General features: G+C 34.6%; 12 protein-coding genes and 3 pseudogenes. 7 read left to right on the top strand and 8 right to left on the bottom strand.

Annotation, left to right across the window (positions count from 1 at the left end; genetic code table 11):
* Positions 1-3: 3 nt before the first annotated feature.
* Positions 4-387 carry a VOC family protein gene (locus tag AZF08_RS18150; protein ID WP_033677950.1) on the bottom strand — a complete coding sequence of 128 codons (384 nt, stop codon included), beginning with the start codon at positions 385-387 and terminating at the stop codon, positions 4-6.
* Between the two features lie 338 nt (positions 388-725).
* Here AZF08_RS18150 and AZF08_RS18145 point away from each other — a divergent pair, with 338 nt between their 5' ends.
* The 4 genes from AZF08_RS18145 (at position 726) to AZF08_RS18130 (ending at position 4,665) form a co-directional block, all read left to right on the top strand.
* Positions 726-971, top strand: a complete 246-nt coding sequence (locus AZF08_RS18145) for a hypothetical protein (RefSeq protein ID WP_033677948.1) — start codon at positions 726-728, stop codon at positions 969-971.
* 529 nt (positions 972-1,500) lie between these two features.
* Positions 1,501-2,430, top strand: coding sequence for an AAA family ATPase (locus tag AZF08_RS18140; protein ID WP_033677946.1), 930 nt, complete (start codon positions 1,501-1,503; stop codon positions 2,428-2,430).
* Positions 2,427-3,590: a DUF58 domain-containing protein gene (locus AZF08_RS18135; RefSeq protein WP_033677944.1), complete on the top strand. Its 1,164-nt coding sequence runs from the start codon at positions 2,427-2,429 to the stop codon at positions 3,588-3,590. Before AZF08_RS18140 ends, AZF08_RS18135 begins: the two co-directional genes overlap by 4 nt.
* Complete coding sequence (locus AZF08_RS18130) at positions 3,565-4,665, top strand: DUF4018 domain-containing protein (RefSeq protein ID WP_033677942.1); 1,101 nt, start codon at positions 3,565-3,567, stop codon at positions 4,663-4,665. Before AZF08_RS18135 ends, AZF08_RS18130 begins: the two co-directional genes overlap by 26 nt.
* 63 nt (positions 4,666-4,728) lie before the next feature.
* Here AZF08_RS18130 and AZF08_RS18125 read toward each other — a convergent pair whose 3' ends face one another.
* From AZF08_RS18125 to AZF08_RS18115, 3 genes are all read right to left on the bottom strand, one after another.
* Positions 4,729-5,028, bottom strand: coding sequence for a putative quinol monooxygenase (locus AZF08_RS18125; RefSeq protein WP_033677941.1), 300 nt, complete (start codon positions 5,026-5,028; stop codon positions 4,729-4,731).
* Positions 5,029-5,112: 84 nt separating this feature from the next.
* Positions 5,113-5,751: a nitroreductase family protein gene (locus tag AZF08_RS18120; RefSeq protein WP_033677940.1), complete on the bottom strand. Its 639-nt coding sequence runs from the start codon at positions 5,749-5,751 to the stop codon at positions 5,113-5,115.
* A gap of 19 nt (positions 5,752-5,770) precedes the next feature.
* Entirely contained in the window at positions 5,771-6,193 is a 423-nt protein-coding gene (locus AZF08_RS18115; protein WP_033677938.1) for a MarR family winged helix-turn-helix transcriptional regulator, read from the bottom strand.
* Between the two features lie 294 nt (positions 6,194-6,487).
* On the opposite strand from AZF08_RS18115, the gene tet reads away from it, so the two are divergent.
* Positions 6,488-8,476: a tetracycline resistance ribosomal protection protein gene (tet, locus tag AZF08_RS18110; RefSeq protein ID WP_033677936.1), complete on the top strand. Its 1,989-nt coding sequence runs from the start codon at positions 6,488-6,490 to the stop codon at positions 8,474-8,476.
* A gap of 237 nt (positions 8,477-8,713) precedes the next feature.
* On the opposite strand, the pseudogene AZF08_RS18105 reads toward tet, so the two are convergent.
* The 4 genes and pseudogenes from AZF08_RS18105 to AZF08_RS18090 form a co-directional block, all read right to left on the bottom strand.
* Positions 8,714-9,292, bottom strand: a pseudogene (locus AZF08_RS18105) (alpha/beta hydrolase); the annotation flags it as partial.
* A 19-nt stretch (positions 9,293-9,311) separates the two neighbouring features.
* Positions 9,312-10,295, bottom strand: a complete 984-nt coding sequence (locus tag AZF08_RS18100; protein ID WP_033677934.1) for a DUF4003 domain-containing protein — start codon at positions 10,293-10,295, stop codon at positions 9,312-9,314.
* 196 nt (positions 10,296-10,491) lie between these two features.
* Entirely contained in the window at positions 10,492-10,959 is a 468-nt protein-coding gene (locus tag AZF08_RS18095; RefSeq protein WP_033677933.1) for an NUDIX hydrolase, read from the bottom strand.
* A gap of 456 nt (positions 10,960-11,415) precedes the next feature.
* Entirely contained in the window at positions 11,416-12,453 is a 1,038-nt protein-coding gene (locus AZF08_RS18090) for an SDR family oxidoreductase (RefSeq protein ID WP_033677932.1), read from the bottom strand.
* A gap of 253 nt (positions 12,454-12,706) precedes the next feature.
* Here AZF08_RS18090 and AZF08_RS32210 point away from each other — a divergent pair.
* Both AZF08_RS32210 and AZF08_RS28955 read left to right on the top strand, forming a co-directional pair.
* Positions 12,707-12,921 (top strand): annotated as a pseudogene (locus AZF08_RS32210) (Tn3 family transposase); the annotation flags it as partial.
* Between the two features lie 72 nt (positions 12,922-12,993).
* Positions 12,994-13,219 (top strand): annotated as a pseudogene (locus tag AZF08_RS28955) (DDE-type integrase/transposase/recombinase); the annotation flags it as partial.
* Positions 13,220-13,279 lie beyond the last annotated feature (60 nt).

The raw sequence follows: 13,279 nt of genomic DNA, 5'->3' as shown, positions 1-13,279 counted from the left end.
CCTCTACTCTAATGAGCTGCAAATTTCTATGTAATTACCATCTGGATCAGACACATAAGCAATCGTTTGTCCCCATGGTTTCGTTATTGGTTCGACTAACACCTTTACACCTTGTTCTCTTAATCTCAAAATTGTTTCGTTAACATTCTCGACAACAAATCCAAGCTCAAAATTAGAGGATTCTGATGCACCTTTTGGAATTGATAATCCTGTTAACTCTCGTACATCCTCTCTACTATTCATCGCTAAAATAGTTGCACCAGTATCAAATTCAATGTATGTACCATGTTCACCTTTTATTGGTAAGCATAAAATATCTTTATAAAATCGAAGACATTCTTCAAACTGCTCTACATATAAAATGACGTATTTCATTTTAAAATTCATTCTCATTCTCCTTTCAAACCCCCTTCTAAAAATTCGACAAGAAGCAAAGAAAACCTTGTTTCCATTTCAATTATAAATAACAAAAAAAATAAGACCGATTTCTCGGTCTCAAACATATTGGCATAAAACAGGAGATTGGTTTGGACATAACCAGTTCATACATTGATTATATTTTATTTTTTCTGAATTTTAAACACTTTAAAGCGCAATATTTTCCTATTCGTGTTGAGAAAATTTTCACAGAAATTGTATAATTAAAATGAATTTTATATCGTAACTTATTATCTTTGCATAAATTTTCTGCGTTAAAGAGATGCTACAAATGGAGGTGTATACATATGGAACCAATGCTTTGCCCAAGTTGTAAAACTAATCGCTCTCGCTTTAATATTCTTGAGCAACAAGTAAAACCAGTAAAACTAAATCCACAAACCGGACAAATTGAAGAAGAATATACAAACGAAACAATGAATGCTTTTCATATGGCATATCAAGGCCCTACATACAGGGTGCAATGTGCTGTATGTGGACTTGTTGAGAATCCAGAACAATTTATTAAACCTGCGCAAAATCAATCTTTCTAATGAAAAAAGTTGCTTGTTTTTCAAGCAACTTTTTTCTAACTTCAATGCTTTTCTTGATTACAAAATCTCTTTTCTCAACTTCTTGATTTTCCAAAGTAATCTTACAACCATATAAACATACATACAGCCAACAAACCCCATCGTACTTTTTATCAAAATTGGCATTTTAGCTGCTGAAGACCCTAAGAAAATTGAATACATTCCTGGTATAGTAATTGCGAAGAGAAGTAGCATAAATGACAGGCTATTATCCTGTCATTTATGCTATGGAAATAAACTTTTTATTAGTAAACTATTCAAAATGAAAAAACAGAAAGTAAAACGATTCTTTTACTAGAAATGAAACAATCTTCAGTTTAATTTTATAGTTGAGTTAAACCACATGATAAGATCTCAAAAAGAAATGTACCAGGAACACTGAATGAAAACATCCCAATATTGCCTTCTTTGAATAAATTCTATGTAAATTTTCTGAATAATTTGTTAAAATATAGAAATATTAGTTTCTACTATTGAAGGGATGATACATATGATAAATAAATTAAAAGAAAATATAGGTTCTGTTTTTGTCGGCAAGGAAAATGTGATTGATTTACTTCTTGTTTCATTGCTTGCAGATGGTCATGTACTACTTGAGGATGTACCTGGAACAGGGAAAACATTACTTGCTAAAACAATTGCGAAGAGTATTGGTGGCGAGTTTTCTCGTGTTCAATTCACACCCGATGTACTGCCGAGTGACGTAACAGGAATTGAATATTTCAATCCAAAAACAAGTGAATTTGAATTAAGATTTGGGCCAGTCATGACGAATATATTATTAGCTGATGAAATAAATCGCGCCATGCCTAGAACACAATCTAGTTTATTAGAAGCCATGGAAGAGCGACAAGTAACGCTCGAAAAAAAGTCCACCCTTCTTCCGAAACCTTTTTTTGTCATTGCGACGCAAAATCCAATTGAATCCCAAGGGACTTTCCCTCTTCCAGATGCACAGCTGGATCGTTTTTTAATGACTATTTCAATTGGCTATCCTTCTCCAGAGGATGAACTAAAAATGATGCGCCGTTTCCGGAATAACAAACCTTTAGATAACGTTCGTTCTGTTATCTCCTTAGAAGATATTTTACAAGTACAACAAAAGGTAAAAGAAGTACATGTATCCGAACCGCTAGAATACTATATCATTCAGCTTGCCAATGCTACACGAAACCATGATCATATTGCTAATGGTGTTAGTCCACGTGCAACACTTACTTTAGTCAGAGCAATACAAGCATTAGCCTTTTTACATGATCGTGAATACTGTACACCTGAAGATATACAATTCTTGCTTCCTTACGTATGGAAACATCGTCTGATTTTATCAATGGAGGGTGCTTTGCGCACAACAAAACAAAAAGTAATTGAAAATATTTTAACTGAAGTGGACGTTCCCGTGGAGATTGAGCAATCATGAATTACACACGAATTGTAACCGTTCCATTATTTTTTCAACACCATATTATTAAATTAACAATCCCAGTAGCTCTATTTCTAGCCTTTTATGTAACGAATTCATTTTTAGTTATTCCATTCTTGTTTTACTATTTATTTGCTTATTTTATTTATCGCTATACCGCATACATAGATACAAACTTTCGGATTATCAATAAAAAACAAACAACACGCTTATTCCCTAATGAAACGGGGACTTTATCGATTCACTTACAAAACAAAGCAAAACTTCCTTTAGTAAATGGAACCTGTTTTTTACATATCAATCCAACCTTAGTGCCACATACAACTACTGGTGTTGAGCAAATATCTAAAACTTTATTTTCTTTTCGCTTTTCACAACCTGCAAAATCAGGGCAACAATGGGAACTATCATTTACTGCTACAAAACGTGGTGTTTTTAAAATTGAACAGTTTGAATGTATATTAGGTGATCCATTTCATATTATTCAAGTTCATCTACCTACTATAGATAAATTAAAGACTGAGATTATTGTCTACCCTACTTTGAAACGTCTTGCAAGTTTACAAGAAATTCATCAATTAGCAATAGGTACTTATAAAACAAACTTTTCTTATTTTCATGATGAATCCTCTATTGTAGGTATAAAACAATATGAAAGAGAATCCTTTCGAAGCATTCATTGGAAAGCATCCGCTAAAATGCAAAATTTACAAGCAAAACAATATGAAGCAATAAAAAATTACAGCTGGACAATATCTCTTTGCTTAGGAGCAGACCGTGGGTTTGGCTGGCGAGAAAATATCGAAGATCTTATTTCTTATACAACGTATTTATGTCGATTTGCAACGGAGAAACATATTCCTTTTGAATTATTTGTTAGTATATTTACAGAAGAAGGTCCTTTACATCTCGCCTTAAATGACGGACACGTACAATATGCAAAAGCGTTAGAAGAGCTTGCCCGAATTTCAGATGATAGTACATTGCTTCCCCGTGAAAATTTCTTGCACTATTTGAATAGAAAAAAAGAACGTTCTTCAATCCTATTTTTTATTGGCGTAAAAAAAGCAGAATTACCAAATATGGGGCAAAAAACTTATCTCATCACTGATGAAGGGATGGTGGAACAACTTGAAACCATGGCTCCATTACGTTAATGACTTTCTTCTCCTACTACTTCTTTGCATGTTAACAGAGCAGGAGAAAATTGTTCACATCCTACTCTTTCTAACCATTAGTTTTATTTGCATCATTCTCATCAATAAAATAAAAGTTACTAAACGAACAGCTTTAATTATGCTATTCATTCTACAAGTTATACTTTGCTACACATTTTCTATTTTTTCCATCGTTAGCTCTATCTTACTTCCATTTTTCTTTTTTATCGTACATGTAAGAGATGATATGACACCCTATCATAAAATGCAAGGTGCCTTTTTATGGTTCATTGTTTCCTTTTTTCTTCATTTTATGAAGTTACCTTCTATATGGGTACTAGGGTTATTCGCTTTATTTATTCTACTCTCACTTTGGATTACAAGTTATAATAAGGGTCAAAAATTGGTTCGTTTTTTATCCATCACAGCAATCGGAACAGCTAGCCTCCTGTTTTTCCCGTTGATTCCGTATATACGTATCGTACTCTCGTACCTTGTATACTGGATATCACTTGGCTTTGGCTATTCTATTGAATTTTTATTATCTATCACAAATGCAAGTAATGTTACAGATGTGATAGATAAGATAGGTGTACCAAGTAAGCCTCCCCCACCACCTGGGAAAGACTATGATCCCTTTGTCGCTCAATCCGTTACTGTTGCTTTAATTGGAATCGTTGCTGCATTTGTGATTTGGAAACTTTACAAAAAAAGGAAATTCTTTCATTTAGGAAATATCACTTTCTATAACCCTAGCCCGATTATTGCAGAGGAAGGTATTTTACAAAAACAAAACCGAATAACACGTCCACCCAAAAATGCAATTCGAAAAGAGATTTTCAAACTAGAAAAAAATTTAAAACCACCTTTAAACAGAATGCGCGGTGAGACCGTTGATGCATGGATGGAGCGGATTCGAAAAGAAGAAGGTGTCTCTATTCAATTCAATACAATTATAGAAACGTACAATGCCGTACGATATGCTGATCATGAAGATACAGCACTCTTCCGGCAATTTAAAGAAGAAGTAAATAAACTTTACGCCTATCAAAAGACGTTAAAAAAGAAGAAATAAAACAAACCCTCGGCAACTTCCTTCCGGAGTAATCGAGGGTTTATTTATTATAGTAAAAAATCCTTATTTACTATTTACCGGTTGCCCATCAAAAACTTTAATATCTAGTGGGGCAGTTAAAAACTGATTTGCTTTCTCAACGAAAGAAGTAAAATGTTCACTCGCATTATGGCTAGCAACTGCTTCTGCACCTTGCCAAACTTCTACCATTGTATAGACATTTTCTTTTTCAGTATCCTTATACAAATCATATGATACATTTCCCTTTTCTTCTCTTGAACCATTAATTAGCGGCTGAATCTCCTCTAAAAATGCTTGTTGTTTTGCTGGAGCTACTTGAAATACTGCATGGATAATAATCATGGTTCTTTCCCCTCTCATTTTCAGCTTATATCTATGAAGAAAAACCAACAGAACGGATCATAGAGTCATTATGACTTTCTAAGATTACTTCCACTGGGCAATTTTGTCAATCGGTAAACGTACTGACTTGTATCCACTATCAGCTGCTTTTCCTATTGAAATTAACATAACTGGTACATAACGATCTTTATCTAAACCGAAAGCTTCTGCAATTTTGTCTTTCTCAAAACCACCAATTGGACATGTATCATATCCATGAGCGCGAGCTGTCAGCATCAGTTGCATAGACGCAAGACCACCATCAACTAAAACGATATCCTTCATCACTTCTGGTGGAACTGTCGAGAAATATGCTGACAGTTTCCCCATTTGATCTTCTTTCACCTCAGCTGGCATATAGCCAAGTTCGACTGCTTTCCCATAAATCTCTTCGGCATTATCAAAGTTTTGTAAATCACCAAATACAGCGATCATTGCTGCTGATGTTTCTACTTGGAGTTGATTGAATTTAGCAAGAGGCGCAAGTGTTGCTTTTCCTTCCTCACTATCAATAATAAGAAAACGCCATGGTTGCATATTAACGGAAGACGGTGCCAGTGTTGCCTCTGTAAGAATTTCTGTCATTTCTTCTTTACTAATTTTCACAGTTGGGTCATATTTACGAATGGAACGACGTCCTGTAATAATTTCTGTAAAATCATTTGTTGTTTGTAAGTTATTCATAGATGTAATCTCCCTTTTTTCACTTTATATTTTCTTGAATGCGATTTAGCATATTTAAAAGGTTATCTCGCTCTTCTTCACTAAAATCTTTTAGCGCAGAAGCTGCAAACCGCTCTTTTTCCTCTTGAAAGGCATGAATTTTATTTCGGCCCTCTTTTGTTAGACTAACAAGCGTTACCCTGTTATCCTCTGGGTTTTTACGTCTTGTAATCATTCCACTTGCTTCAAGTTGCTTTAAGTGCCGCGTAATCGCCGCATTATCAATATTCACTTCTTTTTGAAGTGCTTTTTGACTCATTTCTTCTACTTGATATAGCTGGTGTAACAGTTCTAACCTTGATTGACTAATACCCGTACACCCTTCAAACTTCGAACTTACTTCTTTATTGAGGAAGTGTAACTTATATAAAATAACTGCTTCCTTTGAGCATGAATTTGTCAAATAACCCCTCCTTTACTGAGAACCTCGCATGTTAATTGATACATCAATAATTGATATGTCAATTAATATACCGGATAATAATTTAAAATGCAATCATTTTGTTTTTTCTTATGTAATCTCTAGTATTCCCTACTGTTAACTTTCCAAAATTAGGTGTTTCATCACGTTACAAATTATGAGAATTATCCTATAATAAAAATATTATAAAAGACTGGAGAGTGATTTTAATGCGGCAATTTACTAATAAAAGAAATGAGGAAATGAACATGAAAAACGAAATGAGGATTTTAATACATGAAAACAATAAATATAGGGATTGTAGCGCATGTAGACGCTGGAAAGACGAGTTTGACTGAACGTATTCTCTACGAGACAAATGTCATTCAGGAAATTGGCCAAGTAGATAAAGGCAGTACGCAGACAGACTCACTGGAATTAGAAAGAAAACGTGGTATTACAATTAAAGCTTCTGTCGTTTCATTTTTTATAAATAACCTAAAAGTAAATGTAATTGATACACCAGGCCATGCTGATTTTATTGCAGAAGTAGAACGATCTTTTCGCGTTCTAGATGGAGCCGTTTTAGTTATATCTGCAGTTGAAGGTATTCAAGCACAGACCAAAATTTTGATGAGAACTCTGCAGAAACTGCGTATTCCAACGATACTATTTGTAAATAAAATTGATCGCACTGGTGCTCAAACAACTAAGGTTATTCAGCATATAAAAGAAACACTTTCAAAACAAGTGCTTCCTTTGTGTACGGTGAAAGACGAAGGAACAAAGTATGCATGTATTGTTCAAAACGATTTACGTTTTAATGCAAATGAAGCATTATATGATGAATGTATTGAGCTTCTAGCACCCTATAATGAATCTTTACTTGAATCCTATGTAAACGGTGAAATACTAACCGAAACAACTTTAAAAGAAGAACTATTGTATCAAATTCAGCATTCAAATGTATATCCAATCTTTTTCGGTTCAGCAATGACAGGGATAGGAATCAATGAGTTACTTGAAAGCATTTCAGTAATGATTCCTCAAAATGATTGTAACAATGATGTAAACACCCCTTTATCCGGAGTCGTTTTTAAAATCGAAAGAGAACCTTCTGGGGAAAAAATTGCTTATATACGAATATTCTCTGGCTGTTTACACGTCAGAAAATATGTTGATATCTATCGAAAACAAAGTAATTTAAAAATCTTTTCACACAAAGAAAAGATTAAAAAACTCCATATATTTCATAATGGAAGTGCTATTCAATCCCCTACTGCTAGTACGGGAGAATTTTGTAAAGTATGGGGACTTAGCGATATCAAAATTGGTGATGTTATAGGTGAATGGTCATATAAGATGAAAGATATTCACTTTTTTGCAGAGCCTCAACTGGAAGCTGCAATTGAAGCACTGCCTAAAGAGAAAAATCATGACTTATATCAGGCTCTTATGGAGCTATCTGAAGAAGATCCACTTATAAAAGTACTGAAAGATGATATTCATCATGAAATTTATATTCGACTTTTTGGTGAAGTTCAAAAAGAAGTAATTGAAACAATTTTAAAAGAAAAATATGATTTAGTTGTCTCCTTTTCCGATACAAGAATTGTATGTATCGAAAAACCAATTGGAGTCGGCAATGCAGTAGAAATAATGGGAGAAAAGAATAACCCTTTCTATGCAACAATTGGCTTTCAAATTGAACCTGGTGCACCAAAATCTGGTATCACTTATAACTTAGAAGTCGAACTAGGCTCATTGCCTTTAGCGTTTCATAAAGCGATTGAAGATACTGTATCCCAAACATTAAAACAAGGTTTATATGGATGGGAAGTCACTGATATTGTAGTGACTCTAACACATACTGGCTATGCAAGTCCTGTAACTACAGCTGGTGATTTTAGAAAACTAACACCTCTTGTATTAATGGATGCTCTAAAGCAAGCTGGAACAACTGTATATGAACCAGTAAATGAATTTGAATTAACAGTTCCAGCAAATTCAGTTAGCACAGTAATGTATAAATTATCGGCAATGCATGCTACTTTTACAGAACCTGTATTGCATAATGATTTCTTTTCTCTAACAGGAACATTACCGATGGCCAAAACGGAGAATTTTAAACGCATACTACATTCTTTTACTGAAGGCGAAGGTGTCTTTATCTCTAGACCTTGTGGGTATGACAAACTTGATTCGAATTTTCCTATCCGAAAACGAGTTGATTACAACCCATTAAATCGAAAAGATTATTTATTGCATGTACTTCGTGCTTATTAACTTAACATAAACAGGACAAGGCGATTTTTTTATATGCAAAAGAGTGCTGCCCATAAGTTGGTTTCACCGACTTATGGGCAGCACCTTTTACGTTGTTGAAAAAGTCGATTGTCAGCAGATGTTCACATACAATAAAATTGTTTAATCTTATTACTCTAAGCACACATAATACCGTTCGGAAATGGAACGGTGTTCAAGAAATAGTTGTTTAATTTTCTTCATCCTATTTATTTATTTTTATTTTATAAATGTATCGTACATCCATTTGTTGAATTTTTCCTTCTCTTCGAATTGTGGATAATGAGCTGATTGCTCAAAAGCAATAAATTCTTTTTTATTGGCTTCAATCATATCAAAATATTTTTTTGCTGCATTAGATGAAGTATTATAGTCATATTTACCCATGATAAAATAGCACGGTAATTTAAGTTTTGTTACTATAATAGGTAATGGGTTTTTTAAATCTTTCTCTAACAAAATCTTTTGAGAATAGGATAACCCATAGTTATAACGGATTACATCTAATAAGTTATACTCACTACTGAATAACATACCTATGTTATTATCATCGGGGTTATCAATAAGTCTTGAAGTCCCACCATATTTCATAACATAATTTCGTGGGGTATACGTATCGCCATTTTTGATTTTTTCAGTTAATCCTTGTAAATATAAAACATCATCTGTATTACCATCATTTTGAGCCTGATTAATAACGTAGTTCAAACTGTCAATCTCGCTTTCTACTGTATCACTCATCTGCCCAATACCAATATATGCTTCATATTTTTCAGGAGCTTTATAGGCAGCTTGCATTCACACAGCAAATTGCACGTTATGAACTACTGCTGGCAGAAGCTGCTGCAGAGGAAGCGGTAATTGTTGCTATCATAGCTGCCTGCTGCGCCTGTATAAGGACCTCTATCATTGTTTGTAAGCCTGTGTTGGCAGTTTGACTTTCCGTACCTTTCTGACTTACGAATAGTTGGATCGCAATCAGAATATTTACATCCGTATGCCAGCGGAATAACTTATCCCCCTGCAATTTCTCAATGAATGCCAGAACAGAATGAATCTCTTTCTCTCCATCCTCAAGCAAGGCTAGTAGCCCGATAGCCGGATAATGCATCTGCTTCACTTTTACCTTTTCTTGCTTCAGTAAGTTCCATATGTTTATATAGCGTGCTACTAAAATATCTTCACTAATATCCTTCTTTAAAGAAAGTATATGACTTAAAAATTGAAGATCATTCCCTTTACGCATACCTGCTGCCGCCAGCTTCTGATAGAGACGTTCCACTCGATCCATAAGTGTCTCTACTTTCTCTGGTTGTCCTGCTAGCAAAACAGCGAGCGGGTAATCATTTGTGCTTGTAAGAAAGAAATGATCCTCTTTCATGCGTTTATATACTTGCAGCGACCGCTGAATGCGTGTGTCATGATGTCCATTGTTTTCTGGTAAAAGCGCAGCTGCTGCCAGATAAGTGAATATACTCCGGCTAAAGCCACCAGCGACCAATCGTTCATATAAGTCTAGAAACTTCTGAAACGCTTCTTTGTAATGTGTAAAGTGAATATCTAATGTTGCTGCAACCACAAAGCGATGATAGGACTTTAAGTATGAAAGCATCCCTACCTGCTCTTTAATATAACTACTAATTTCTAAAAAACGTCCAAGATGAAACGGTTTATCGCTACCTGCATACATAGCGGCAATCATCATCCCTGTCCGAGAATCACCGGTTTTCCATCTTAGTTCTCCTTTTAACTGTGCATATATACGTGTGTACTGCTCCAACTTCTGCTGCAATGTAATCATAGTGGTCCCCCCATTTTTCTTGTGCTTCTCTTCTATCATACTATTATTCCATATTTAGGAATACCATTTTAAATACAGAATTCGTAAACTTATGCTTACCTCGGTATATTTCCCACAATCTCCCTATTACCTTAATCTCATATGAATTAGAAATTAGTTATAAGTAAAGTCCCAATTCCCGTCTTCCTATCTCTTTTTATTCATTCCTAACAATATGTTCAATATGAACAGGCAAATCATTCACTTTATCCTTTAGAAAATCCGGTTTTAAGTTGTATTCACTTATTTGCTCTAATGGCACCCATTGAAAGATATACCTTCTACCTTCTTCTTCAAGAATGAAAGAATCTTCTCCCTTTGTAGGCAGCTCAAGCAAGTTCACTTCATAATAAAAACTAATTTCATGGAATTGATGCGTATCATATGTAAAGAAATTTTCAGCCGTCCAAAGCAGTCTTTTCACATCAACATTTACTCCTAGTTCTTCTCTAAGCTCTCTCTTCACCGCCGACTCGCTGCTCTCTAACATCTGCACGCGTCCGCCTGGTATATACCAGAAATCTTCCCCTTCATTTTGAATCATTAACATTTTATTATTATGTTTACATATTGCGCCGACTCGATAGTTGAAGCAAGTTTTCTCTGATTTGAATGTAAGATCCATTGTTGTCTACCACCTTCATATGATTTGAGATTGAACTGCTAGAATATTTTATTTGCAAACGATGCCTAAAAGATCCACTTAGTGTAACCAACATAACTACTTCAACCTTTCAAAATTGACAATTACACACACTTCTAAATAACCTTTCATTATATGTGTTCTATCAATAGGATAAAATTAACAAAAATAAACACTTTATTCAAGAGTATATTTAGAAAATAACCATTTTTTAAAATTAACAATAAAATCATTTGATTTTAGAACAAAAACACCTATAACCCCGTTCACTTTTCAAACGGGGCTATGCTAAACTTATATAATTTTTAATGTAAACTACTTAACTCCACTTAAATCTATACTAACAAAACCTTTTCACCCTAAATGTTATTGTGCATCACAATGGATTGTTGAAAATCATGATTTCCCCTCTATTCGAGAAGCTCAACGATCTCCTCATCACAATGTCTCTTTTTGAAACCAATCCTCTAGCAATTCCTGTTCTCTTTCTCGTGTTATCCCTGCCTTCTTTTTCGTATCCACTCTTCCTTTCTCCCAATGGTATACATCATGAATTGTATCTTCAATAGGCCTGAATAAAAGACCAGCATTAACAGCTTTTTCTATACTAATAAAAAAACTACCTTTCCACGGTTCTTTCTCTCCTTCTAGCGGGAATTTTTCAGGAATCCATAAAGGCATCTCCGTCCATGGCTGTACTTTATGCTCAAGTAGAAATTGTTCTTCCGCCCACACAAATTCGGCATCGCTGTTTGTGATTGCTTTACAGGTATTTAATAATTCTTCTATCGTCAATTCATCATTCGGTCCTGTTACATTAAACGTACCGACTTTTCTGTTTTCTGCCATATCGAACGCCCAAGTTGCTATATCTTTCACGTCAACCAGTTGAACAGGACGATCCGAACGTCCCGGCACCAATACTGTTCCGCCTTGTGCTACACGTTGAACCCAGTACGGGAGTCGATCTGAATAGTCAAATGGTCCAACAAGAAGCCCTGCTCTTATATGCAAAACACGCCCTGGCCAATGCTTCTCCGCTTCTGTTTCACATAACACTTTTAACGCACCATAATATTCGTAAGGAGAAATTTTTCCCGCCTCAATCTCTTTTAATTTTTCATTAGGTGGCATAGACTGTAAAGGATAGTCTTCCTTAATATGAAATGGGATCCAATCTTTATAAACAGAGATGCTTGAAATATAAGTATAATGTTCGATGTTATCTCCCAGTACAGCTGCGATTTTTTTGATTTGATGAGGAGCAAATCCACATGTATCCATGACAACATCCCATTTTCGACCTTCTAAAAGTGATACATCAATGTCTCGATTACTGATTAACTGCTCTACTTCAGGGAATACCTCTTTATTCGTACCACGATTAAATAAGGTGATTTCATGTCCTCTTTTCAATGCTTCCTCCACCAAAGCTCTTCCTAAAAAACGAGTACCTCCTAATATAAGGACTTTCATAGTTTTCCCCCATTCACTTTAATAATCTATAAAATTATCTTTCGTTTTATATAACGATTTTCCTACGTGAAAAGTTACGGGGGGATGAAAAAATTATACCTTTTTATTTATGCTCTATTAAAAAATGACATGGTTCTTGTTCAATGTAGTGTAGTGTTTTAATAATAAATTCAATTAATTAAAATAAAAAAATCCCTGCTTTCGATCAAAAAGGAGGGGTTTTTAGCATTTTAATGGCCTTAGATAATTGAGCAAGAAAAACATATTAAATACAAATTCCGTAATTTTTCAAAATGTAGTAGATATCACTATGATTTTATGGCAACTAAAAAAAGAAGGTTATCGCTTTTCACGCCAAGATTTAGAAACGCTAAGTCCCTATATGACTAGACATATAAAACGTTTTGAGGATTATGTAATTGATTTACAAAAAAACCTCACCCAATAGAAGAAACAATCCCTCTATAAGCTCAATAGGTCATGTTTGGAAATAAAAGTAATCCTATGACCTATTTTTACACGTATCTCGACTGTACCCCAATAAGGCAAGTTAAATATCTCAATAATATAGTGGAACAGGATCACCGTTTCATTAAGAAACGTGTGCGTTCTATGTTAAGATTCAAGTCATATGAAACAGACACTTCTATATTGAGTGGGGATGAAACCATGCATATGATGAAAAAAGGGCAGACTTCACCCACAGGTGAAGTCTGCCCAAAATGAAGTTAGGTTCATACATAAATTGTTTGGAATTGCATCATAATCTGTCATTGAACAGTCCATGTAGGTTTCTATGTCTCTATCAAATGATTTTTGCACCAGA

The organism is Bacillus gaemokensis, assembly GCF_001590835.1.
Taxonomy (GTDB): Bacteria; Bacillota; Bacilli; order Bacillales; family Bacillaceae_G; genus Bacillus_A; species Bacillus_A gaemokensis.
The sequence above is the reverse complement of the archived record's forward strand: the minus strand, read 5'-3'. Positions and strand labels throughout refer to the sequence as shown.